15 protein-coding genes are annotated in these 24,363 nt (G+C 56.5%); 6 read left to right on the top strand and 9 right to left on the bottom strand.

All coding sequences use genetic code 11. The annotated features are described in order from the left end of the window. Nucleotides 1–18 precede the first annotated feature (18 nt). Entirely contained in the window at nucleotides 19–1,470 is a 1,452-nt protein-coding gene (locus tag Pla52nx_RS03920; protein WP_146518373.1) for a neutral/alkaline non-lysosomal ceramidase N-terminal domain-containing protein, read from the bottom strand. Between the two features lie 544 nt (nucleotides 1,471–2,014). Beyond that, complete coding sequence (locus tag Pla52nx_RS03915) at nucleotides 2,015–2,950, bottom strand: GIY-YIG nuclease family protein (RefSeq protein ID WP_231741703.1); 936 nt, start codon at nucleotides 2,948–2,950, stop codon at nucleotides 2,015–2,017. Nucleotides 2,951–3,087: 137 nt separating this feature from the next. On the opposite strand from Pla52nx_RS03915, the gene Pla52nx_RS03910 reads away from it, so the two are divergent. Next, on the top strand, nucleotides 3,088–4,074 hold the full coding sequence (locus Pla52nx_RS03910; RefSeq protein ID WP_146518371.1) for a D-2-hydroxyacid dehydrogenase: 987 nt from the start codon (nucleotides 3,088–3,090) through the stop codon (nucleotides 4,072–4,074). Nucleotides 4,075–4,817: 743 nt separating this feature from the next. On the opposite strand, the gene Pla52nx_RS03905 is transcribed toward Pla52nx_RS03910, so the two are convergent. Continuing rightward, complete coding sequence (locus Pla52nx_RS03905; RefSeq protein WP_146518370.1) at nucleotides 4,818–7,322, bottom strand: hypothetical protein; 2,505 nt, start codon at nucleotides 7,320–7,322, stop codon at nucleotides 4,818–4,820. A 781-nt stretch (nucleotides 7,323–8,103) separates the two neighbouring features. Between Pla52nx_RS03905 and Pla52nx_RS03900 the strand changes: the two genes are divergently transcribed. Then, nucleotides 8,104–9,897: a hybrid sensor histidine kinase/response regulator gene (locus tag Pla52nx_RS03900; protein ID WP_146518369.1), complete on the top strand. Its 1,794-nt coding sequence runs from the start codon at nucleotides 8,104–8,106 to the stop codon at nucleotides 9,895–9,897. Here the strand turns inward: Pla52nx_RS03900 and Pla52nx_RS03895 are convergent. Both Pla52nx_RS03895 and glyA read right to left on the bottom strand, forming a co-directional pair. After that, nucleotides 9,894–10,343, bottom strand: coding sequence for a response regulator (locus Pla52nx_RS03895; RefSeq protein ID WP_146518368.1), 450 nt, complete (start codon nucleotides 10,341–10,343; stop codon nucleotides 9,894–9,896). The two genes, Pla52nx_RS03900 and Pla52nx_RS03895, sit on opposite strands and share 4 nt — an antisense overlap. 71 nt (nucleotides 10,344–10,414) lie before the next feature. Next, nucleotides 10,415–11,674 (bottom strand): serine hydroxymethyltransferase, encoded by a 1,260-nt coding sequence (glyA, locus tag Pla52nx_RS03890; protein WP_146518367.1) that lies wholly within the window; start codon nucleotides 11,672–11,674, stop codon nucleotides 10,415–10,417. A gap of 388 nt (nucleotides 11,675–12,062) precedes the next feature. On the opposite strand from glyA, the gene Pla52nx_RS03885 reads away from it, so the two are divergent. The 3 genes from Pla52nx_RS03885 (at nucleotide 12,063) to Pla52nx_RS03875 (ending at nucleotide 18,212) form a co-directional block, all read left to right on the top strand. Further along, complete coding sequence (locus Pla52nx_RS03885; RefSeq protein ID WP_146518366.1) at nucleotides 12,063–15,077, top strand: zinc-dependent metalloprotease; 3,015 nt, start codon at nucleotides 12,063–12,065, stop codon at nucleotides 15,075–15,077. 74 nt (nucleotides 15,078–15,151) lie between these two features. Next, nucleotides 15,152–16,660, top strand: coding sequence for a sulfatase family protein (locus Pla52nx_RS03880; protein ID WP_390620368.1), 1,509 nt, complete (start codon nucleotides 15,152–15,154; stop codon nucleotides 16,658–16,660). 223 nt (nucleotides 16,661–16,883) lie between these two features. Continuing rightward, on the top strand, nucleotides 16,884–18,212 hold the full coding sequence (locus Pla52nx_RS03875) for a redoxin domain-containing protein (RefSeq protein WP_146518365.1): 1,329 nt from the start codon (nucleotides 16,884–16,886) through the stop codon (nucleotides 18,210–18,212). Nucleotides 18,213–18,215: 3 nt separating this feature from the next. Here Pla52nx_RS03875 and Pla52nx_RS03870 read toward each other — a convergent pair whose 3' ends face one another. Then, nucleotides 18,216–19,085, bottom strand: coding sequence for a peptidase C39 (locus Pla52nx_RS03870; protein WP_146518364.1), 870 nt, complete (start codon nucleotides 19,083–19,085; stop codon nucleotides 18,216–18,218). A 140-nt stretch (nucleotides 19,086–19,225) separates the two neighbouring features. Here Pla52nx_RS03870 and Pla52nx_RS03865 point away from each other — a divergent pair, with 140 nt between their 5' ends. Beyond that, nucleotides 19,226–21,382: a hypothetical protein gene (locus tag Pla52nx_RS03865; protein WP_146518363.1), complete on the top strand. Its 2,157-nt coding sequence runs from the start codon at nucleotides 19,226–19,228 to the stop codon at nucleotides 21,380–21,382. A gap of 1 nt (nucleotide 21,383) precedes the next feature. Here the strand turns inward: Pla52nx_RS03865 and Pla52nx_RS03860 are convergent, their stop codons facing one another. The 3 genes from Pla52nx_RS03860 to Pla52nx_RS03850 all read right to left on the bottom strand — a co-directional run bounded on the left by Pla52nx_RS03860 (nucleotide 21,384) and on the right by Pla52nx_RS03850 (nucleotide 24,217). After that, complete coding sequence (locus tag Pla52nx_RS03860) at nucleotides 21,384–22,421, bottom strand: hypothetical protein (protein WP_146518362.1); 1,038 nt, start codon at nucleotides 22,419–22,421, stop codon at nucleotides 21,384–21,386. 35 nt (nucleotides 22,422–22,456) lie between these two features. After that, complete coding sequence (locus Pla52nx_RS03855) at nucleotides 22,457–23,635, bottom strand: hypothetical protein (RefSeq protein ID WP_146518361.1); 1,179 nt, start codon at nucleotides 23,633–23,635, stop codon at nucleotides 22,457–22,459. Between the two features lie 237 nt (nucleotides 23,636–23,872). Continuing rightward, nucleotides 23,873–24,217, bottom strand: coding sequence for a hypothetical protein (locus tag Pla52nx_RS03850; protein ID WP_146518360.1), 345 nt, complete (start codon nucleotides 24,215–24,217; stop codon nucleotides 23,873–23,875). Between the last annotated feature and the right edge of the window lie 146 nt (nucleotides 24,218–24,363).

Raw genomic sequence — 24,363 nt, 5'->3', positions numbered from 1 at the left:
GACTGGACGATACGCTAGTTACTGAGGTTCGTGGAGCGCTGCCAGCATCTCGAGCAAGTTGTCAACAATGATCACTGATGCGTCCTTTTGCACATGGTTGGTGCCGAGCCACGTTTCATAACCGCCCAGTCGATGTTGATACGGCGTGGGCAAATAGCCGTGCCTGCCGTTGGCCAACCCGATCACCATGGTCTGCGGGAATGGGCTGCGATCCTTAAGCTCCAAGCCGATCTCGGCGATTGTCTCGAAGGGGATTCCGCAAACGGCTAGCTCGCCGATCCGGATGGCTTGCAATTGAACCGTCACCGTGTCCTCTTTGCGTTCCGCAGCGTTGATGACGCGTCTGGCATAGTTGGTGGCTAGCCGTGGCAAGTTCGCGATTTTCGCTTCGTCCTTCAAGGCGACGATGGCACGTGCGTCGGCCAATTGCTGATCCGTTGGCCGACGATAATGCAATGTGATCTCCCGCTGCAGCATGCCCAGCGGCACGTTCGAATCGTGCTTGTCAATCTTGCGATGAGCCATCCAGGCGGTATCGGCAGCCTTTTGCGCGACAATACGAATCTGTTCGAACGGTTCACGAGGCGGACGTGTGACCAAGAACGGAATGTTGTTGATGTCGCCGGAAGTGCCGTTGGACATCATCGCAACGAACGAGTCTCCTCCACGCATTCGCGACGGCATCAGGCGGGCAAACTCGCCAAAGTAGTCCGCCGAAAGTTGACCCCTTGGCGTCGCGCCGACGTAGTGCAGGGAATAGTTGGCGAACAAAGCGAGAGGCCGCCGACGCTGATCCTGGACCGAGATGATTGTGATATCGGGATCGACAGGACCGGCCGGACGATCGAGCACGTCGGGATTGGTTCCCGGGTTCATCTTCACTTCGTCTAGCTCCCCAAACGGATTCAATGGCATCTTGCCCGGCTTGAGGTACCAACGTCGATTGAACACTTCATCGGGCAAGGGATGGGCGGCCGCACCAACCGATGCCGGCTGCAGAGCGGCATGTGCTTTGATGATCGAATCGGCGACACCGCTGACAAACAGATTTCGATAGGCAATCACCGGTGCCGAATCGGAGGACACGCTCAATGGCGGCCCCGAATGCGTGTGGGTCGAGCAGATCAACATGTTGGCGGTGGACATACCGGTTTTCTCCGCCGCGATCGCTTTTGCTTCGTTCAATACCTCAGGCGACGCCCCGAGATTGTCCACCACGACCATCGCCACTGATGTCGAGCCATCATCCAGCACCATTGCCCGCGCATAGAACGGGTCATGCACCGACTCGGCCATGTTGGCATTGAATCCGCCCGGCATGTTCAGCGGAAATTCTTGCGGCGAGATGTCGATGGCCGCCGCGCCGGCACGCAATACCGCTTGCGAGTCGGCCGCATGTGACGACGCAGACAAGAACAACCCAGACAGGACAAAAGCAGCGATGTGGAGACGCAATGAGTAAGCGGTCATGATCTTTCAAGGTCCTAAGCGTAATGTAGCGAAAATATCTCATCCGTCTTGCGTTCCCGGCTTGCGGGCCTCGGTGACCACGCGTCGCCAAGGCGTCGCTCAATAGCGACCAATAATCTAACCGAATTGCAATCAGCCGAAGTGCGCGACATCGTTTGACCCGCAGCCGAAGGCGTAGGAGACACTACCAACCGGATTGCACCGCAGGGTCAAATGGGGCATCCGCCTACGCCTTTGGCTACGGGTGGGCTGTTCAAAATTTGGGATTGTGACGCTGCGGCGCTCTGCAAGTTTCTGTCACCTCTCCCGGCGCAGCTGGTGGCCCCCAGTGAGCCTCAGACGCTAGCCGTGGGCCTGATGCGGATTGTTGTGCCGGCCCACGGCTAGCGTCTGAGGCTCACTCTGATTGCGATGCATGGGACAAAACATGGACTGAAAAAACAATGCCAACACCAAATTTTGAACAGTCCAGGCTGCGGGGCAAACAGATGATCGCTTGGGCGGTTTGATCTTTCACAGGTGCAGAGCGAAGCAAACTATTGGATCACGGTCGAACATTGAATTTCGGCGACCGTGATCGAATCAACTCGCTTTCGTAAGCGCGGCGAACGGTCAGTCGGCTGGCCGGTGAATCGGCGGGAAAGACGTGCAGTTCTATCGTCACCTGTTTGGGTGTTGATCCGATCAGGAATTCAGCCAACGACTTGCGATCGCTGTTCTCCAGATGCTGTGCCAACCTTGTCGACAAGTCTGCTGCTTCGCCGATGTACAAATACCCCTCGGTCGGATGTCGGAACAGATACACGCCAGGAGAATGTGGTACGTCGTCTTTTTCGAGCAAGCTGGATAGTTCGGCCAGAGAATACGTGCGGACCTCTCGTTGCCAGTCGGCCACTCGCAAAACGAGCTCGGGACGCAGGGCACGACGCTTTCGTAGTTGCAGTGCCGCCTTTCGAACTTGGTAGAGGTCGATGTCCTGCTGCAGCTTCTGGGCTTCGACATGCAACTCCGCTCTCAACTCGGGGTCGATGAGAATCGCATCCACGGAAACGCGGTGTCGATCCATGACCACGCGGGTGGCGATCTCGGCGACGGGGATGACATCGGATGTCACCGCGGTACCACGCCGGGTCGCCCGAATCGTCAGCTTGCCCGATTTCCGCAACTGCAACAAAGTGGCCAGGGCAACTCGCTCGAATCGGTCACGGTCGGTCGACGTTGTTTTGTTCATCAAGCGATCCAAATACGACTCACGCAATGAGTCTTGCAGGATCAGCTCGTCGACGCTGAATCCGTTGTGGGACTGCTCGAACGCAGCCAGGACTTGTTGAGGCGACGGTTCGAAGTCGGGTGAGTCGAAGTCGGGCGAGTCCGCATCTGCCCAAACCGGCGTCAGGAACAAGACGACCAGAATCAGGATTCCTGCCGAAATGCCGATCAGCCGTGATGTCTTCGCTTGAATCATTGAATCCGCTAACATTGGGATGGGTCTGTGCCGATCTCAGCTTACACACGGCGGACAAAATCGTGCAAACGACTCCCCTAACTCTTCGGATGATTGACTCTTCGAATTCTCGGCTCTTCGGATGATCCGCTCCATTTACAAGCACTGCTGATATGCGCATCGTACTTTGCTACCCCGTCCATTCCGGCCACATCGCTCAAATTCAGGCAGCAGCACCGGAGGCAGAAATCGTCGACGCGGGTCAGGAGCGGATCGACGAATTGCTGCCCACTGCGGATATTTTCATCGGTCACGCAAAGGTGCCGGTCGATTGGCAGCGTGTGTTGCAGGCAGGTCGATTGAAATGGATCCAATCTTCCGCCGCAGGGCTGGATCACTGCCTAGTGCCTGGCGTGATCGACTCCGACATCATCGTCAGCAGTGCATCGGGGCTCTTCGCGCCCCAGGTAGCCGAGCAGACCTTTGCATTACTGTTTGGGTTGCTGAGGCAGTTGCCGCTCTTCTTTCGGGCGGAAGCAAAGCGGGAGTTTGTGCGTTTGCCGACCGATGATCTGCGTGGAAAAACTGTCGGGATCGTCGGGCTGGGAGGAAACGGCCGCGCCATCGCCGAGATGCTTTCACCGTGGGAGGTGGAGATTTTGGCAACGGATTACTTTGCCGATGTGGATTGTCCCCAAAGCGTTCAGCGTTTGATGCCCGCGGATCTCTTGGATGAGATGCTCGGGCAATGCGATATCGTGATCTTGGCATTGCCGCTCAACGCCAGCACGCTGGGCATGTTCGACCCGGACCGATTCAGCAAGATGCGAAAGGGCGCCTATCTGATCAATGTGGCCAGGGGCAGTGTGGTGATCGAATCCGCTCTGGTGGACGCCTTGCAGTCGGGGCATTTGTCCGGTGCCGGCTTGGATGTCACGGAGGTGGAGCCATTGTCGCCCGCGAGCCTGCTGTGGGATGATCCCAAGGTGATCATCACGCCGCACGTCGGCGCTCAGTCTGCTCGGCGTGTGGATGACACAACGAATTTGGCTTGCATCAATCTGAAACGTTACTTGGCGGGGCAGTCTGTTTTCAACCGAGTCGATAAGACCCTCGGGTTCCCGCATCCGTCGGTCGTTTACCGTGGAGAATCGCAGTGACTCCGTCAACACCTACCAAGCAGAGCGACCGAACGGTGCGACGATCATGAGCAGTAACCGCGAGTCGCATCCCTGCAATGCCTCCCTACATCGCGAGCAACGCGTGGTAGGCCCCATCCGCCTTCCGCGGTCAGCGCCGGCTGTCTTTATCGAGTCTTTCAATCAGATCTATGGCTCGATGGGGATCGTGGTTTTGCCCCACGAGGACGATTCGAAGGTTGTTGAATCGGTACGCGAGTTACCGCAGTGAGCGATGTTTGCGTACGCTTCTGTCACCTCTCTCGGCGCAGGAGACTGCTGATTTAGTGAGCCGCAAGGCGCTAGCCTGGGCCTAATGGTGTTGACGGAACCCTTCGAAGCCCGTGGCTAGCGCCATCGGCTCACAGACACAATGCAACACGATTAAATCAGCAGTCTCCGCAGCTGGGGGAGGTCGGATCGAGCGAAGCAAGATCCGGGAGGGGGCCAGTCTGCACAAGTCAATGATCGGGAACGGCAAAACGCTTGGCGGGGCACGCTATCGACTTGGAAAGTCGAGCGACGATTGTCGTTCGACTTTCCAAGTCGATAACGAACGCCATCATCCGCCCCAACACGAACCGTACGCTGACGTGTCTCCTGTGGGAGCTGGCCTATTGCGCAAAAAAAAGCCTCGGAGAATGGAATTCTCCGAGGCCGCTCATGTTCCGACATGTTGTTAAACAATCGGAGGGTATTTAGTCAACGAACTCAGTCGTTACTTACTAGTTGCAGTTCGTGCAGCCGGCACCGGTCGCCATCGGAGCTGCTTCGATAACAGCACCTTCGCCGTAGCTGACTTCGCCGTAGCTGACGCCACCGTCGACGACGGTTTCGCCACCGCAGCTGCTGCAAGCGGGAGCCGAAACGCCGTAGCTGTAAACGGGAACTTGAACGGTCGTAGGAACTTGCTTGCAGACTCGGACTTGAACAGCCTTCATCGTTTGAACAGGAACCGTGACGTTGTAAGTTTCCGGCACTTGCTCGGTCACGTTTTCGCAAACGGTGACGTTGTAAGTACGGGTACGGGTTTCAGGAACGTTCACCGTGTAGCTGACCTCACGGCTACGGGTTTCCGATTGCATACGGGTCTTTTGGACCGTACGAGTGCGGGTTTCCGTGGTGTAGGTCGTTTGCGGCACCATGCGGGTACGCGTTTCCATGCGGGTCCGTGTGACGGGAACCTCACGGGTACGAGTTTCGTTGACCATCGTGGTGACGGGCACCATGCGGCTACGAGTCTCGGTGCGGTACTTGGTGACGTCCTGTGAGCGTTGCTCTTGACGAGTACGTTGAACAGAAACCATGCGAGTGCGGGTTTCGGTGCTCATCTCGGTGTAAGGAACCTCGCGGGTGCGAGTTTCGGTGCGGCACTTCTGAACGGTGACCGTACGGGTACGGGTTTCGGTGCTCATGGTCGTCACTGGAATTTCGCGGGTGCGAGTTTCCATACGAGTGCGAGTCACAGGAACGGTGCGAGTACGGGTTTCGGTGTTCATGGTCGTCACGGGAACTTCGCGGGTGCGGGTTTCCATGCGAGTACGCGTCACAGGAACTTCGCGGGTGCGAGTTTCGGTGCGGTACTTGGTGACCATGCGGGTACGCTCTTCGGTGCGGCTCTTTTGGATCTGCACGTCACGCATACGCTGCTCGGTACGTTGCTTGGTCACGTTGACCATACGAGTACGAGTTTCTTGACGAGTACGGGTCACAGGAACCATACGGGTCTTGGTCTCGGTCGTGTAGCTGGTCGTCGTGTAGGTGTAAGGCTCCTGAGTGGTTTGACGTTGGTACGTCGTCACAGGAACTTCCTTCGTCACCACGTTGGGGACGTACACTTGGCGATAGGTAACAGCAGGGGCACAAGCCGAGCCGGCACCGACAACACCAGCACCACCGACCATCGTCGATCCACCGCAACCGTTGTCGCAGCTTCCGCATGACGAGCAAGCACTTGCACAACCGCAGCTGCTAGCAACTGGAGCTGCACAGCCACAATCGCCGCATCCACTGCCAGCAGCGTAACCTGCACCTGAGCCGTAGCTCACGCCACCGTCAGCGACGACAGCTTGGCACTGGTAGCTACCGTGATCTTCGGTGACGGTCTTCGTCGTGGTGACGGGAACGCACTTGGTGACCGAGCGGTAAGCGGTTTGGGTTTGCTGAACAGGAATTTGAACCGTGTAGGTCTGAGCAACTTCTTCGGTGTAAGGAACGCAAACGGTGTAGTTTTGCGCGACTTGCTCCGTGTAAGGAACGGTGACCGTGTAAGGTTGTTGAACCGTTTCGGTGTAAGGAACCGAGACGCTGTAGGTTTCAGCTTCTTCGTAAGGAACTTGAACGCTGTAGCTCTGAGTAACGGTTTCGGTATAAGGAACCGAGACTTGGTACTCTTCGGTACGCGTCGAGGTCACAGGAACCTGAACGGTGTACGTTTGCGTGATTTCCTCGGTATAAGGAACGCACACTTGGTACGATTCCGTACGGGTCGAAGTTACGGGGACTTGGACGGTGTACTCTTGCTGAACTTCTTCGGTGTAAGGAACCGAAACTTGGTACTCTTCGGTACGGGTCTTTTGAACCGGAACTTGAACCGTGTAGGACTGTTCAACTTGCTCGGTGTAAGGAACCGTCACGGTGTACTGTTGAGTTTCCGTGTAAGGAACTTGAACCGAGTACGATTGCTCGACTTGCTCGGTCTTGGGAACGCACACGGTGTACGACTGAGTCACGTTTTCCGTGTAAGGAACCGAAACTTGGTAGCTTTGCTCGACCTGAGTCGTCACTGGCACCTGAACGGTGTACGGGACTTCTTCGGTGTACGAGACTGGGACCTGGACGGTGTAGTTCTCGGTTCGCGTTTGAACCTGAGGAACGTTGACCGTGTAGGTCTGTTGACGGGTCTGCACCTTGGCAACTTGACGAGTCACGTTACGCATACGGGTGCGAGTTTCCGTCTGGTACGATGTGCTGGGGACCATGCGGGTCTCCAACACGGCTTGAGACTGCATCACGGTGCGGGTCTCATAGGTTACGGTTGGGCCGCATGCAGCAGCTCCACCACTCACGACGGCTCCGCCGCCACATCCGTCAGCGGCGCCACAGCCGCTGTCAGCGACACATGCGGATCCGGCTTCACAGCCGCCGCAGGCACACTGGGCCTGTACATTAACCGCAAACAGCATTGCCGTCGCGATTCCAAGCAAACACTTAAGCACTTGTGCTTTCATCAAAGGAAACCCTCCAAAACGTCTCACAGCCAGTGAGGCAACAGTAGAAATACGAGGAAGTTTAACGGCTGCGTAAATTGGGCTAGCGCCCGAACGCTAAAATCTAGCCGCTGGCGAGGGGCTGTCAATCATCCAGGGGACGGTAACTCAGGGTATTTCCGAGAAATGTTTTTGGCGACGGTGTCAATCCTCAACTGGCCCTCCACTGACCGAGTTTGATTTCTTGGGTTAGGGCGATGGGTGCCAGCGGAACCGACGGCAAGGACGATCGATCGACCTCAGGGAGCCGTTAAAGGCGACTGGATTTCCGCTGCCTAATTTGCAGCGTCAATATGGCGGCGGAGTCCTTCGGCGCAGAAGAATAGGTGTGCGGGTTTCATCATTTCGATACGCAGGTATCAATGTGATTCAATGCGTCAGGATTGGATGTCCAGAGCTGATGAAGGGATTGGCAAGAGCCGATACTTCTAGTGAATGTGCCAAGATTGAGCCGGAACTGGGCTCTGTGGAGATGTGGGCTCGTTTGAGTTGTGAGCATGGTGTGCCTTCATCAAATCACTGGTGCGATGGATTGTGCTGAGCGGAAGTCAAGGCATGGAGACCCTCTGGGGCCTCATCTGGGATCCACAGACGGTGGTCGACTCAGCAGACTTCATGGATCAGACATTACGCGCAGCGTAAGATTAGATTAAGGTATCACGGGGAAGATTTTTTTCGCGTGGTGCAACCCGTGAATCCGGACGTCCAAGGCGGCGTTTACAGCGTGTCTGGAGCAGATTTGATGAATCGTTCCGCAGAAGCCAACTTGCCGAGCGCAAGTCCAAAACGCGTTATTTGCGTGGGGGCCTCGGAGACGTTGCCTCGCGATTTGACGCCCGGCGACGTGATGGAGCTTGTTGGAGCCGATGTCATACTTGACCAGCTCGCCGAGCCTGCCATCGAAGGCGTTTGGATCAGCCGCGAGCAACTGCCGCAATTGAGCGAGCTTCGTGGGGTCTGTCAGAGCGGCGTGATGCTGCGTGACATGCCCGAGGGAGTCGCGTTGATCGACCAAGAAAACCGTGTGCTGTGGGCCAATCGCCGTCTGAAGCGGTGGGTGGGTAAGTCGGACGATGATCCCGTCGTGGGTGTCAGCTTGTACGAGTGGTTCGGCGATCCCGATGTGGTGGGCTCCGACGCGTGCCCGTTTCATACAGCGTTCGCAACGGGCGAAGAGAGCAGCAGCACGCTGCAGACAAACGACAATCGATTTTTTCAATTTCGCGCCGCTCCGATCGTCGGGACCGAGCAGTCGCCTCAGTTGGTGGTCACGGTCAACGACATCACGGACGAGATCCTGCAGCAGCAGAAGCTCGTCGCGATCCATCGTGCGGGACGTGAGCTGGCGGACTTGCGACCTTCTGAGATCTTCATGATGGAGGTCGATGAGCGGATCGAGTTGCTCAAGGAAAACATCCGTCACTACTTGCAGGACTTGCTGGATTTTGAAGTCATCGAGATTCGCCTGCTTGAGCACGCGACGGGCAATCTGGTTCCCTTGTTGAGCGTCGGGATTGACCAAGAGGCTGCAGACCGACAGCTCTTCGCTCATCCGCAAGGAAACGGCATCACCGGATACGCCGCATCCAGCGGCACAAGCTACATCTGTTACGACGTCGTCAACGACTCGTTGTTCATCCCCGGCGTGGCGGATACGAGAAGCTCATTGACGGTGCCATTGATCCTGAACGACCAGGTGCTTGGTACGATCAACGTCGAGAGCCCAGAAGTCGCAGCGTTCAATGAGAGCGATCTGCAATTTTTGGAGATCTTTGCACGCGATATCAGCTACGCGTTGAATACGCTTGAGTTGCTTGTGGCGCAGAAAGCGAACACGGCGCAGCAGAGTTGCAACGCGATCCACAGCGCCGTTGCAATGCCTGTCGATGAAATCCTTAACGACGCCGTCAACGTGATGGAGGACTACATCGGCCACAGTCCCGACATGGCCGATCGCGTCCGCCGCATCCTGCAAAACGCCCGCGACATCAAACGCACCATTCAGCAAATCGGCCAGCGGTTGACTCCGTTGGAGGCCGTCCCACCTGGCGTGGATTCACACGAGCATGAAACACTTCGAGGGCGACGTATCTTGGTCGTCGACGAAGATGAAAAGGTGCGTGAGGACGCCCATCATTTGCTGGAGCGATACGGCTGCGTCGTGGAAACCGCACACAGCGGTGACGAAGCCGTCTTGATGGTGCGGGAATGCAGTCGAGACGATGATCGGTACGATGTGATCATCAGTGACATCAAGCTACCCGACTACAGCGGTTTTCAGTTGATGATGCGATTGCGACAACTGATGCAACACGTCCCCATGGTGCTGATGAAGGGTTTTGGGTACGACCCTGGTCACTCGATCGTCAAGGCTCGCCAGAACGGATTGCACCCCAAGGCGTTGTTGTTCAAACCGTTTCGCTTGGACCAATTGGTCGATGTCGTCAAGGTCGTTATCGAGCAGCAAAAGAATTCCGCAGCGGCCGGTGGCAATCAGTCTCCCGAGACAGCCGACGCGTCGACGTCACAGCGTTAACCCGCTGCTTGGCCGTCTTCCATTTCTTGGATGTATCTCTGCAGTCGGACCAGTTCGTCTTCGACATTCTTGAACTTCAGCATGTTCTCGACACGCTTGAGCAGTTCGACTTTGTTGACCGGCTTGCTGAGAAAGTCGTCCGTTCCGGCGGTCACTGCTCGTTCGATGTCGCCCAGTTCGTTGAGCGCGGTGACCATCAGGACCATGACGCGACTGGTGGCCGGGGTCTCCTTGATCTGCTTGCAGACTTCAAAGCCGCTGAGTTTCGGCATCATCACGTCCAGCAGCACCAGATCGGGCTGAAACGAAGCCACTTTGTCTAAAGTGTCCTGTCCATCGACCGATGTTTCGATGTCGCAGTCGACGGTGACCAAGTAAGCCTCCAAGAGCTCGCGGTTGGCCGCGTTGTCGTCGGCGATCAAAATCTTGTGCGGGGCGTTGGGCATCAGGTACTCGGGAAGGATTCAGGTGGCTAAGGTTTCGGGCGAAACGAACAGTCTTCGTCGAGCCCGTCGGATCAAGCCATCGCGATTGCTTCGCTGGCCGCAGGAACAGGGAATGATTCGCACATCTGCCGGATCTCTTCACGGATGCTCTTGTGCAGCGAACCGTCATCGCTGCTGGCCAGCGATTGATAGATCCAATTTCCGATGCGACGCATTTCGTCCACGCCCATGCCGCGGGTGGTCAGTGCCGGGGTTCCGATTCGGATACCCGAGGGGTCCATCGGTTTGCGTTGGTCGAACGGGATCATGTTCATGTTGACCGTGATGCCGCATTCGTCCAGAACGGCTTCAGCTTTCTTGCCGCCCAGTCCCAGGGACGTCACATCGACGAGCATCAAGTGGTTGTCCGTCCCGCCGCTGACCAGGGAAAGGCCATTGGACATGAGGGTTTCGGCCAAGGCTTGGGCGTTGTCAATGACAGCTTGTCCGTAACGTGCAAAGGCGTCCGACTGGGCTTCGGCAAAGCACACCGCCTTGCCCGCAATGACGTGCATCAAGGGACCGCCTTGGGTTCCCGGGAACACGCTGCGGTTGATGTCCTTGGCGAATTGCTCACGGCACATGATCAGGCCGCCACGCGGTCCTCGCAGCGTCTTGTGCGTCGTGGTGGTGACATAGTCGGCGTATGGAACAGGGCTGTTGTGCAGTTTCGCGGCGACCAGCCCGGCGTAGTGGGCCATGTCCACCAGTAGTTTTGCGCCGACATCGGCAGCGATTTCCGCGAACCGCTCGTGTGGAATCTCACGCGGATAGGCGCTCGCACCCGCGACGATCAGCTTCGGCTTGTGCTCCTTGGCCAAGGCCGCCACTTGGTCAAAATCCAAGCGGTGATCCTTGGGGTCCACGCCATAGCTGTGGAACTGATAGAGCTGACCGCTGATGTTCAGCTTCATTCCGTGTGTCAGGTGTCCACCTTGGGCTAGGTCGAGTCCGAGAACCGAATCGCCAGGTTGCAGGCAGCTCAGGTAGACCGCCGTGTTGGCTTGCGAACCACTGTGGGGCTGGACGTTTGCGTGCTCGGCACCAAAAAGTTCCTTGGCGCGATCGATCGCCAGGGTTTCCACGACGTCGACGTGTTCGCACCCGCCGTAGTAGCGTCGACCCGGGTATCCTTCGGCGTATTTGTTCGTCAGCACGCTGCCGGCCGCTTGCATGACCGCAAAACTCGTATAGTTCTCGCTTGCGATCATCTCGAGGCCATCACGTTGACGGGTGGCTTCGGCTTGAATGGCGTCCCAGATCTGAGGGTCTTGCTGTTGCAGCGGATTCATCGTTCAACGTTGCGAATTGGCGGAGAGAAATGGCGAGAGTGGCACTCGTACCTTGAAGAACCGATTGTTGACGGGGAACGAAACGCCGTCAATGTCGTCAAAAACAAGCCGTCTCTTACCGCGAATTCTCGTGCACGAATACGTGATTGCCGGGTAGAATACGCAGGACGGGGACTCTGGCCGTATGACCGGCTGGCGTCGATCGTGCCGATTGCGAGGTTTAGCAGAGCTGACAGGGGCGTTTTCGTTGTCAAAAACGCACCGAGTACCCGCCAAACTCTGCCAGAAAACCGAGTTTCGAGCCTGCAGTGCGTCAATTCGCCTGTTTCGCAAAGTCGGTAACCTACCCTTCAGTCGAACTCCCTATCCCACCCACTGAGCGTTCGGAATGAAATACCCAACTGTCTTGACCGCCGCACTGTTCCCTTTTTCGCTGGCTGCAATTTTGCTGGCAGCAATATCGCTGGCAACGCCGGCGTACGCTGACCTGCCAACTTTCGACAAAGTCTCGGAGGGCTTTGACGCGGTCCCCGTATCGGATCAACAGAATCGGAAAGGACTCTTGGGACTGTGGAAACGCGAAAAAGACGCACAGCTCCTGTGCGAGCTTCCCAAGAACGTCGAGACCAAGACTTATTTCATCGCGTTGACGGTCAGCAGTGGCGACCGATACGCCGGTTTGCAGTCAGGGGATTGGGTGGTGAAGTGGCGGCGGTACGATGATCGCCTCGCATTGATCGCTCCCAACTTTTCGATTCGCTCCACCGGAGAGCCCGAATCCAAGGCATCCGTCAAACGCTTGTTCACAGACGAAGTCCTGCTGGACGTTCCGATCCTGGCGATGGGACCAGCGGGCGGTCCGGTGATCGATCTGGATTCGCTGTTGGTCGGCAATGCGACGACTTTCTTTGGTCGTAGCGTCCGCATCACGAACTCTCGCATCACGAGCATCGCGTCGGCAAAGGTTTTTCCAGAGAATGTCGAGGTGGCCGTTGAGGTGGTGGGGAGCACCAGTCGTTTTCAAACGCTGCACTATTCATTTAGCGAAGTCCCCAGCACGTCGACATACAAGCCGCGCGAAGCCGACCAACGGGTCGGATACTTCACGACGTCTTATTCGGACCTCGGCAAGTACAAAGAAGACGAGACGCTGGTTCGATACATCAATCGTTGGAACCTGCAAAAGCGAGACCCCAAGCTGAAGCTCAGTCCGCCGACGGAGCCGATTCGGTTCTACGTCGAACACACCACCCCGGTGCGATACCGTCGATGGATCAAGGCCGGCGTGGACTATTGGAACAAGGCATTTGAAAAGGTCGGCATCGTCGATGCGATCAAGGTCGAGTATCAAGATGCCGATCCGGCCAACCCGGCTTTCATGGATCTGGACCCCGAAGACGTGCGGTACAACTTCATCCGGTGGCTCAACAATGACATCGGTACCGCGATCGGCCCAAGTCGCGTCCATCCGATGACCGGCGAGATCTTGGACGCAGACATCATTCTGACCGACGGTTGGATTCGCCACTTCAATTTCAATTACGAAGACCTGATGCCCAAACTGGCGATGGAAGGCGTCAGCGCCGAAACGCTTGCTTGGCTCGGTGACAATCCGACATGGGACCCACGCGTCCGAATGGCTTCCCCGTCCCACGCAAACATGATTCAAAACGCGTTGGCAAGAGAAGCCCAAAAACCGCTGGCGGGTTTCCAAATGGCACAAGCCGATCCGTCGTTGATCGGTGACGACGAGTACGACGGATTGCTCGGGCATGTCAGTCAAAAGAACGGTCTCTGCATGGCTTCCAACGCCCGAACATTGGACTTGGCGCTTGCCCGCATGGACTGGGCGCTGACACTGATGGCCGACGAAGAAGCCGAGAAGAAGAAAAAGAAGGAAGAGAAAGAAGCCGAGGTCGCTGCCGAAACCGTTGAAGGTGACGCCGACGGCGAAAAGAAGTCCGATGCCAAAGCCGACGCGGCACCTGAAAAGGACGAAGCCAAGGAAGATGACGACGCAAAGAAGGACGACGACAAAGACGACCAAGCGAAGTCTGTCGACAAATCGGACATGCTGGACGACATGCCGGAATGGTTTGTCGGACCTCTGTTGGCCGACTTGGTCGCACACGAAGTCGGACACACACTCGGTCTGCGACACAACTTCAAAGCATCCTCGCTGCTGACTCTCGATGAAATCAACAGCAACGACGTCAAAGGCAAGAAGACCATCACGGCATCCGTCATGGATTACTCGCCCATCAACTTCCGTTACGAAGCCGGTGAGGTGCAAGGCGACTACGCCATGATCGACATCGGCCCCTACGACTACTGGGCGATCGAATACGGATACACCTTTGACGACAAAACACTGCCGGAAATCCTGAAACGTTGCGTCGAACCTGAATTGCAATACGCCACTGACGAAGACACCAGCGGGCCGGACCCACTGGCACGCCGATACGATTTCTCCAAGGACCCGCTGGACTACGCCAACGAGCAAATGCGTTTGGTCAAACTCTACCGGGAACGGATCTTGGACAAGTTTGTCAAAGACGGCGACAGTTGGGACAAGGCGCGACGCGGATACGAATTGACGCTTTCGCTGCAAACCCGATCCGCCAGCATGATGGCCAACTGGGTCGGCGGTGCGTTCGTTAATCGTGACAAAAAAGGTGACCCCGGTGACCGCGCTCCTGTCGAAGTCGTGCCGGCAAAACAACAGCGTGCCGCCCTGCAGTTCGTGATCGAGAATACGTTCTACGACAAAGCCTACGGTCTGACCCCCAAGCTGCTCGAGCGAATGAGCGCCGATCAGTGGCTGGACAACAGCAGCTCCTTCAGCGTTTCCGGCGAAGCAACTTGGCCGATTCATGATCGAGTCCTAGGGTTACAGTCTTCCGCCCTGACGTGGTTGATGAACCCGACCACCCTGCGTCGCGTGTTCGACAACGAAATGCGTTTGGACCCGGATGTCGACACGCTGACGCTCCCCGAGCTGCTCTCGACGCTCAGCCAAGCCGCGTGGTCTGAACTGGATCAAGAGTGCCCTGCCGATCGCAACGAACGCAAGCCAATGATCTCTTCATTGCGTCGTGATCTGCAACGGGAACACGTTCAACGACTGATGGACCTGGTATTGCAGCCCAGCACGCGGACGGCGGCCAACAAGCCGATCAGCAACTTGGCCGGTATGGAACTGCGTGAGCTGAAGGACAAGATCGCAAACCGATTGAAGAAATGTGGTGACAAGATGGACTCCTACACCAAAGCTCACCTGACCGAAGTCGGCGATCGCATTGATCAAGCTCTGCGTGCCGGATACACGTTCGAAACCCAAGCTTCTCGGTCGTCGATGATGCTGATCTTGGGCGAGCCGACGGGTGAGCCGGCTGGCAAGTGAGCCATCGAGTCGTGGTGTTTGCCAGACCGATGTTTGCCAGACCGATGTTTGCCAGACCACTGACGGCGATGCTGATGTGCATCGCCCTCGCTTTGTCGTCACTGAATCAAACCGTTCACGCCGATCGATTGAACATCGTTTTTGTTCTGTGTGATGATCATCGGTTCGACTGTTTGGGAGCCGCCGGGCATCCGTTCCTGGAAACACCGAACCTGGACGCGATGGCCGCTGGCGGTGCAATGATGACCAACGCCTACGTCACCACATCGCTGTGTTCGCCCAGTCGTGCATCGATCTTGACTGGGCAATACGCCCACAATCATCGCGTCGTCGACAACTACCATCCCGTCGATCCCAAGCTGGTGTTTTTCCCTCAGCAGTTGCAGGCAGCCGGCTACCAAACCGCTTTCTTTGGAAAGTGGCACATGGGAGGCGACATCGATGACCCACAACGCGGTTTCGATCACTGGTTGGCGTTCAAGGGTCAGGGGACGTACTGGCCCGACGGACACGGAACGACTCGCGAGGTGCCTCAGACGACCTATGATGGATTCAACATCAACGGCCAACGTGTCGAACAAAAGGGATACATCACCGACGAATTGACGGACTATGCGATTCGGTGGTTGGAACAACGTGACGCGAGCAAGCCGTTCTTTGTCTACGTCAGTCACAAAGGGGTTCATGCAGATTTTGTTCCCGCCGATCGCCACCGTGGTCGATACGACGGTCAGCCTTTGCCGATCAAGACACCCACGGTCGAGGACTTGGACCAAGGCAAATTACCGATGTGGGTTCGCAATCAGCGAAACAGCCGGCACGGGGCAGACTTTGGATACAACATCGAGAACTTCTCCGCAGAAGTCTACTATCGGCGTTACTGCGAATCGTTGCTCTCCGTCGACGACAGTGTGGGGCGACTGGCGGAGTATTTGCGGCAGAACGGTTTGCAGCAGAATACGTTGTTCGTCTACATGGGTGACAACGGTTTTCAGTTCGGCGACCATGGGTTGATCGATAAGCGTACTGCGTACGAAGCCAGCGCGCGTGTGCCTCTGTTGATGACGGCTCCGGGAAAGATCCCCGCCGGAAAGAAATACGAAGGCTTGTTCGGGAATATCGATATCGCCGCGACTTTGCTCGACGCTGCCGAGGCTCCCGCGTTGCCCGAGTCTGACGGAATAAGTCTTTGGCCAGCGTTGTGTGGCGAAGAGAACGCGACTGGCAGAGAGCGACTGTTGTACGAGTACTACTGGGAACGCAACTATCCGCATACGCCGACGTTGCACGCGATCATCGGAGGGCGTTGGAAATACATTCGATGCCACGGATTGTGGGACCGCGATGAACTCTATGATCTGCAATCCGATCCCGATGAGCTGAACAACTTGATCGACCGACCAGAGCATTCGCAGCGTGTCATCGAAATGAATCAGTCGCTCTGGAAAATGCTGCATGAGACCGATGGCAAGGAAATGCCACTTCTGGAAGATCGTGGCCCGAATTTTCCATGGCGAAACCCAGACGCGGCGCCGCAGGCCCCGTTTCCCCGCGAGTTCTTTCGCAAGTCAGAAAAGGGTTGAGCGAACGCATCGTGACCAAAAGGAGTAATTGTCGCTCGACGTTCCACGTCGATGGCGAGCGGAACCGTTTCGCCCAGCAATTGCCCGAGAGTTGCTCGCCATCGTTCTCAACCCGCTGGGACCTGTCACGGCCAGAGCCGCCGAACTATCATCGAGCTAATGGGGTGCGTTCATCCGCTTCAGCACCCGTGGGCTTTTTCCTCTCTCTCCAAGACTTGGTTTGATGTCGCGAACTTGGAATTCACGTGCTGTTTTTTGCCTTGTTCTCGCTGTGATGACAGCGTCATCGATTTGCTTTGGGCAAGAAGACAAAACCAACGGCGAAGCGGAGAAAACGGCGAAAGCGGAGAAACCGTTTGAGATGAGTCGCGAAGTCGCGGCGCTGCTCAATCCATTCTTTGAGTCGATCCGAAAGGCGAGTGTGTCTCGCGCGACGGTCGAACTGGCGGCCGAGACAATCGTGGACGGAGCAGTGGTTGATACGCAGACATCGACTTACCAAATCGCATCCAAGGCACCCGCCGAGTACACGATCTATTTGAAAGAGACCGAGCGAAGGACGCGGATCTACAACGACGGCAAACAGATGAGTGTCGCGCTCGCGCCCGATGCGTATGTCCATCTGTCGGAGACGCAAGAGAATCAGGCTGCTGTGTTCCAATTGCCCGTTACCATGGGCCCGTATCCAGAAGCCGTCCTGGCATTGACCCTGGCCGGAGTCGATCCGTCCTTGACGTTGGCGACCGGGATGAAATCGATGGAGATCGTCGATCGCGATCAATTTCGCGGACGGACCGACGCGATCCACTTTCGAGGCGTCCAGGACGACAACGTTGCTTGGGACTTTTGGATCACGCAAGGCGATGACCCCAAGCCGCTGCGATTGATCGTCGACTTGACCGAAATGCTGCGCGCCAACGGCGAGCTGGAAATGCCTGCCGGGTATCAGTACCAACTGAGATTCGACTTTCTTTCCTGGCGAGTGACAGGCAGCATCGACACGAAAATGTTTCAGTTTTCACCTGAAAAGGACGCCACAAAGTATGAAACGGTGGAGGCGTATTACACCAAGCTGGCCGAGGAGGCCAGTCGCTATCCGTTGCTCGGCAAAGTCGCCCCCCAGTTCCGCACCAAAACCGCTGACGACAAGGATTTTGACAGTGCAGACCTGAAAGGAAAAATCCAAGTGATCAATTTTTGGGCGACCAATTGCGACGGCTGCATTGACAACATGTCACCGGTGATCGAGATGACAAAGAAGTATGCGGCCAAAGGCGTGGTGCACGTGCCGGTTGACGTGGGCGAGCCCGCCGACTTGATCAACGACTTTGTCAAGCAAAAGGGTTGGGAAATCCAACCGCTGCTGGATACCGAGTCCAAGATCGCATCGGGTTTCGGATTACTGACAATCCCCATGGTGATCGTGATCGGCAACGACGGCGTGGTCGAAGCAGCGTATCCAGGGCTGTGGGAACCGAAAAATCTCGCCGAGCAACTTGAGAAAGATCTGGACGTGCTCGTGCAAGGCAAACATCTCATTGAAACGGAGTGAGCGTCATCGATTGACCAATCGTATTCCTTCGCCTCGCCATAACACGCTCAAGTCCTGCTCGCTCCATCGTTCGCGACCAATCGATGGGTCACCGATATCGAGGCCGCCATCGGGATGTGGCCCAAAGAGAACCACGCTGTGCCTGAACCCCGGTGGCCAGCCATATTGTTTTGTATAAACCGGATCCGGCGGGGCAAATTGGGGAAAGCCAACTAGGATCAAGCAGGGGAAAACTTCTTTTCGGTCTGTTTGCCCGAGCAAGTCCGCTAGTTCCGCGTCCAAGATCACCGGGCGGTGCGGCGTTTCCTTGGTCGCCAAACAGATTCCCCGCCACAGGCCAAGGGTCGCCGTGCCATTTCGGTCCGTCAAGCAAAGGTCGATCATCTCACGTTCGTTGGAATCGATTTCATGAGCTTTCATCAACGTGACGGCCGCAGCCGGGCTGCAGGTGACGGTGCTGGATTGTTGGCAAACGCCGCCGCGATACCAAATGGTATGTTCGCTGGACTGCACCGGGCGAATGATCGGTTGCATGATGGGCTGAGCCAACGAGACGGCCGCAAACAACAGCAGGATGATGGAAAGCCCCACGCGTCGATAGAACGGACGACCGGCCATCTTCAACGCGCCGGCAGCCGCAATGCTGAGCAAGACAGGCGTCAGGTTGGTTGCGATGATGGCTGTTGAAAAGGGAAACCCATTTGCCAAGAACAAACGGTCTTTTACCAAAAAGACAAATGCCAAAGCGGAAAGCGCCGTGACCACAACGATCCAACTGGCCAAAGGCTTGGGCTTCCCGATCCAAATGGGAACACGCCAATAGGCCAGAACGCAAATGGTCGCCACCACGATGCATGCAATGATCAAATCCATCAGAGTGCCTCCAGAGACGAGCGAAGAAGAGAAGGGAGAGGAGAGATCGCGAGCAAAATCCCGATGAGTTGGACTTCAATCATTATCGTAACCGATTCCCCGATCGTTCAGCGTGTTCTTGGTCGTTAGAATCTTCCGTTATGAATCTTGCTCGTATGCTCTTTCGTGACCTGCGTCCCCTCTTGGTGATGCAGACCTTGCTGGCGGTTGCCACTGTCGTCCTCACCTGGGTGTTTTGGAATGGTGTGACCGATGGGATCGCCGGTGACCTGAGGGTGCAGGCCGTTTGGGCCATCTTTCTGGTGCCAGGTTGGCTGGTCTCTGCGCGTTGGACCGGACGGCGATGCTCATTTCTGTCACGCTATTTTGCCGCAGCGGTCAGTAGTCTTGGGATTCATTCGACACTAGGAGTGATCGCATCGTCGTTGGGTTGGAGACTTGCGACCTACCAGATCGTCTTCTTGTTGTTTCTGCTGTTTGTCATCATCGATCGCGCGCGTCGGCTTAGGAAAGATTCAGGACGAATGCCCGTGACTCAATCATGGTCGCTGCCCACGATGGGTATCATTGCGGGAATCATCGTTTTCTCAGTGTCCGTTTATCGGGTGTCGAGATCAAACGACATCGGACAGTTTGTTCTGCAGCAGCAGGACATGGTCGCGGAGGACAGTTTGTCTGTCAGCGCGATCGGGATGAAGGGGATGGGCGTTGACGAAGCGATGCCAAGATGGAACGCGCATCTTTGGCACATGCTGCCCTGTCTGATGGCCGACGCCGCCGGCGTGCCGGTCGATCAAACATTGCGGATCTACGCTCCCATCCCGTTGGCGGCAACGGCACTTCTAGTGTTTTGGTACGTGGTCAGCCAACTCTCCAGAACACGCCGGGCACCGTGGATCACGATGTTGGCGATGTTCGGCCCCGTGCTGCTCTGGTATCGAAACTACACCGCTTTCAATTACTCGTTTCGTTTGACCAACACCTTTCTGCTCGACAAAGACGTTTGTCTGTTCGTTTTGATTCCGGCAGTGGCACTGCTTGCCTATCGTTGGATACGCGGTTCCCGTCATTCGCTGTGGCCGCTGTTGTTCCTCGCTCCAGCGATCGTCAAATTTCATCCGATGACGGCGGTCTATCTGGTGATGCTATGTCCTTGGGTTGCCCTGTTGAGTGCGAAAGCCACCTTCGGTTGCCTGCGCCGGGTTGCGGCAATTTCTGTCGCGTCCGTCCTTTTGTTTGTCGTGGTCCTGTTGTTGGGTGATGCGCAAAGCCATCACGACCAAATTCGGGAAATCGTCGATATCGATTTTGTCGACCATCAATCAGGACGCCCCCTGCATTACTGGACCGGTCTGTATGCGGGGCTGCAGGACAATGGGTTGGAGTTGGACACCACGCAATGGGTCGGGGAAACATTTTCGCTCAAGGCATCCGTGATATCAGGTGACGCTCTGCTGCTGACGCTTCATGGTGCTTGGCTATTGTTGACGTTCAGACTCATCAGCAAGAATCGATCATCCAACGCCATCAGGCAGTGGCTTGCCGCCAGTTACACGATTGCAGCCCTGTGGTTGCTCTGGTTCGCTTCACGTTTCGTCTTGACCGCTGCGCCCCATCTCTCAGGAGGTGTCGAGCGATTGCATTGGTTCGCCTTTTTGCCAGGCTTGGTCGCTGTCTCGTGCAGCCTGTCGTGGATCGTCAACGGATGGCTCGCCGAGCATCATCGCCCGTTTGTTCATCGATTTGCGATGTCGGCCGTGCTCGTGCTGATCTTGGTGAGTTGCGTTTTCTATTCGATGAGACGACGCAGCCCGCTGACAGGTCTGCGCGGCGTCAACAGTTTGCTGGATTTTGACCTGCCTTACTTGAAACAGCGTGCAGAAGACGCATCAACGAAATCACTGGACGACACTTTGGCCAAGACAAGGCCGGAGTATTTGAAACATGATGACGTGGTTCTCTACGTCGACGCCAAAGAAAACGAATCGTATTGGTGGATCAAGCAAGGAATCTTTTGGAGTGATTCGTACGCCGAAGCTTTCGCGTTGCACCATCGTGGTGATGCGTTCTTGAGAGATCGCGAACATTTCTATGCGATTCTGGATCGTGTTGCTTTACAGGAGAGTTCAAAGCAGTCGATCGATCTATCGGAATGGCTTGCCGAGAAACAGGTGACGCTATTGGTCGATTTTCGCGGTGGCGCCGACGACTACTTTGAGTCGTTGTTGACCGCAACCAGTATCCCCGGCCAGCGGTTGCGGGAAGGTGTTTGGCGAATCGGTGAACGGCCGAACTGAATCACTCCAAATGCTTGGTGGTTTTTTCCTGCAGCATGGCCGTCTTGAGTTTTTCGCGTCGATTGATGTGCATCAGTTTTAACGCGATCCAAAGAGTTGCGAAGACACTGATGAACGCCAATACGGTCAGGAAAAGCGGGCGGAGGTAATTCGTCGAAGCATGTGCAACGGCTTCTCCACCTGCCTGCAGTGTACGACCGGCGATTCCGGACTTGCTGACAACGATCGGATTGCCATCGGCATCGAACACGATTTCTTCGCCGCCTAGGATTCGATCCGGTTCGGCCAAGATCACAGTGGTGGTCGCGGCGGTGAACAACGTCTTGCCCGGATTGGCTTCGACGAATCGGCCCATGAAACCGACCATCCGTTCGGCGTCGTTTCGCATCAGCGACAAGATTCCGTTGCGTTGAGTGATCGGCAGTTGCGCGAGTTCATCGGCATGACGTCCCATCGCAATTGCTTGCTTGCTGGTCAGGCTGGTCGCCAATTCGGCACCTTCCTCGCCAAAGACGCGGACCAGCATGCCGCCGACGCCGGGATGCAGCAGTTCGCTTCGCAAAGCGGATGAGCCATGTTTGACAACGGTCTCTGCCAGTTCCTTGCCGGTCGTCCCGGCGGCCAAACGCGCCAACGCGGACTTGGCCTGCGTCTCCGAAAGTTCCGAAACGGCTGACAAGAGAGGAGCAATCGAGGGTGCGTTGTCCAGTGCGGCAAGTGCTTCGGGACCGTACTTTGATGTCAGCAAGGCGACCTGTTCCACTGCTTCTTCGCCACCTTCGCGAGCCGCGGCGCTGCTGACGCGTTCGACCAGTTCGCGGCCACCTTTCTTTGCTAGAAACTCAGAGGCTTCCTCGACGCCTTCCTTGCCAAAGAACTTGGCCACTGCCTTGGCGACCGAAGTGCTGACGGCGGGCACGGGCGCTGCATTGGCAGACGGAAGATTGCCCGGTGCCAGCAGCGTCAACGTTGTCAGTAGGATCGCGATCAGCTTTGTATTCACCCCGAGACCAGAGGCTTGGCGTGAGGCTTGAGGCATAGTTCGGTTGATTGATCTGCGGCTGGTTGTTTGGGTCACGGCGTGGGGGCTCCGGAGACAATCTGTTCAAAGAAACGTTCGCGATAGGCATCGGCCAACCCATCACAGAGCTGAGGCAATGCGACGGCAAGTCCGACCGACGGAGTATCCGTTTTAACCGATCCGGCCATGGACGCGTCAGGGCCGGAGATCAAAGCCCGGTTCAGATCGTCCAAGTATCCGTGCATTTGGCTGCTCAATTCGGCTTCGAATCGTTCAGTCATCCACCAATCGATCACTAACCCGACGGCCAGGCCGACGCCAAACCCGACCACCGCGCCCACCGGACCGCCCAGAGAACCACTCCCCGCACCGGCGGCGGATGAGCCAGCCGCTGCCGTCGCACCCGACGCGGCCGCAACGGCAGCCGATGGTGCGAATCGAGCCAGCAATCCGCCCAGCAGAGAGCGGGCGGCAAAGGCTCCCGCTTCGCCGAGCACGAAGGCACCGACCATGTTGTGCACGCTACTGGTTCCTTGGTCGGCTGCATAGCCTTGCAGACTTTTGGAGACACCGTCAAAGAATTCCGGATACTCCTGGGTCAAAACACTGGGCAGGTCGGATTCGGACAGGGCTGCCTTGATGCTGACCAGCATGCGTCGCTGGTTGGTGTCGATCTCTTGTTTGAATTCGTTCAAGACGGCGGAGACATCGGCCAGTAGCGTTTCTTGCGAAAACAAGTGTTGTTCAAACTTGTCACGTACGTACGTTTGCACCCGATCGTCTTGATTCCACCATCCGCCCGGCATGCGACGAACGATCCCGAAACGAGTCGACAAGCTCGTCAGGTCGCGAACGAAGGGATCGACGCCGCGGTGGTATTGATCGATCAGCGTGTCGATGCGTTTCAAGCAACGTTCAGCCGACTCACGGTTGAGTTGATCCGCTCTTGCGATCTCCGGCTGGACATATTCATCAAAGAATCCGGCTCGATAGACACGCGCCGCCAAAGGGGTGTCGGTATCTTGGATTGTCTCGGCAGGTGCAGCAGACGCGGAAGAGTTTTCTTTCGCCGGAACCACGACGGGCTCCCCTTGATCGGAAAGGGCGATGCCCAATGTGATCAATGCGACTGCTGTCGCCGCGATCGCGGATGTCTTCAGCGGCGCGCGCTGGAACTTGGACTCTCCGCGCAGGTCGCGATGCAGCTCGGCTTGATCGGAAACGTCGCTCATCACTCGTCCAAGGTCACACGAATCAATTTGGGTGTCTCGATTGTTGCCCGATCAGAGACTCCGATACGCTTGCCTCAACGGAGTCTCGCGCCCAAATGAAGTCCCGCCAAACCTCCGACGCGTCAGTCTAATTCTTTAGCGTATCGTCACGAAGGCAACCTTGCGCAAGCGAAGTTCCTGGGGCGGTCATTCTCCCTAAGATCTCTAAAACAGTCACAAAGCGATGTCCGCTCGATTTCACCAAAACTTCCACCAGGATGTTTTCTTGGGCGGAGACTTGCTGCGGACACCCAAGATCCCCCATTGTTCTTGACCTCCGACGGTCATCGGGGCCACCTTCAGCAGCGACGCCGCCTTGAGTTTTTCGATCAATCGGCGATTGGTTTCCGTGCAAACGACTTGAACTCGTCCTTGGAACTGAGCGGTCGCGGACATGATGGCCGACAGGGCTTCGCGTGGCGTCGTGTCGCGACCAAAGTCTTCGATCAAGAAAACGCGTTCTCCTTGAGGATGTCCGATCACGTTGGCAAAACGCCAGTTGTCGCCTTCAGCGTCCCAGCCGTGATAGTCGCCGCTCTTCATTTCATGCCTCGTCTGCCGGGTTTGTCCCGATTTTTCCACGATCCGATGGCTTTAATCCTACACGAAACCGTAGTGGGACGCGTGTTTGGTGGCCGTGCACCCCTCTGGCGGGCGTTCTACAATGTCACTGGCGTCATCCATCCCCA

Source organism: Stieleria varia, assembly GCF_038443385.1.
Taxonomy (GTDB): Bacteria; Planctomycetota; Planctomycetia; order Pirellulales; family Pirellulaceae; genus Stieleria; species Stieleria varia.
Note: the sequence above shows the minus strand (reverse complement) of the source record. Positions and strands in the feature narration are given on the sequence as shown.

Excerpts from the sequence above, each read along its gene's own strand:
- Pla52nx_RS03920 (WP_146518373.1), bottom strand. The coding sequence starts at position 1,470 with ATGACCGCTTACTCATTGCGTCTCCACATCGCTGCTTTTGTCCTGTCT.
- Pla52nx_RS03915 (WP_231741703.1), bottom strand. The coding sequence starts at position 2,950 with ATGTTAGCGGATTCAATGATTCAAGCGAAGACATCACGGCTGATCGGC.
- Pla52nx_RS03910 (WP_146518371.1), top strand. The coding sequence starts at position 3,088 with ATGCGCATCGTACTTTGCTACCCCGTCCATTCCGGCCACATCGCTCAA.
- Pla52nx_RS03905 (WP_146518370.1), bottom strand. The coding sequence starts at position 7,322 with ATGAAAGCACAAGTGCTTAAGTGTTTGCTTGGAATCGCGACGGCAATG.
- Pla52nx_RS03900 (WP_146518369.1), top strand. The coding sequence starts at position 8,104 with ATGAATCGTTCCGCAGAAGCCAACTTGCCGAGCGCAAGTCCAAAACGC.
- Pla52nx_RS03895 (WP_146518368.1), bottom strand. The coding sequence starts at position 10,343 with ATGCCCAACGCCCCGCACAAGATTTTGATCGCCGACGACAACGCGGCC.
- glyA (WP_146518367.1), bottom strand. The coding sequence starts at position 11,674 with ATGAATCCGCTGCAACAGCAAGACCCTCAGATCTGGGACGCCATTCAA.
- Pla52nx_RS03885 (WP_146518366.1), top strand. The coding sequence starts at position 12,063 with ATGAAATACCCAACTGTCTTGACCGCCGCACTGTTCCCTTTTTCGCTG.
- Pla52nx_RS03880 (WP_390620368.1), top strand. The coding sequence starts at position 15,152 with ATGTGCATCGCCCTCGCTTTGTCGTCACTGAATCAAACCGTTCACGCC.
- Pla52nx_RS03875 (WP_146518365.1), top strand. The coding sequence starts at position 16,884 with ATGTCGCGAACTTGGAATTCACGTGCTGTTTTTTGCCTTGTTCTCGCT.
- Pla52nx_RS03870 (WP_146518364.1), bottom strand. The coding sequence starts at position 19,085 with ATGGATTTGATCATTGCATGCATCGTGGTGGCGACCATTTGCGTTCTG.
- Pla52nx_RS03865 (WP_146518363.1), top strand. The coding sequence starts at position 19,226 with ATGAATCTTGCTCGTATGCTCTTTCGTGACCTGCGTCCCCTCTTGGTG.
- Pla52nx_RS03860 (WP_146518362.1), bottom strand. The coding sequence starts at position 22,421 with ATGCCTCAAGCCTCACGCCAAGCCTCTGGTCTCGGGGTGAATACAAAG.
- Pla52nx_RS03855 (WP_146518361.1), bottom strand. The coding sequence starts at position 23,635 with ATGAGCGACGTTTCCGATCAAGCCGAGCTGCATCGCGACCTGCGCGGA.
- Pla52nx_RS03850 (WP_146518360.1), bottom strand. The coding sequence starts at position 24,217 with ATGAAGAGCGGCGACTATCACGGCTGGGACGCTGAAGGCGACAACTGG.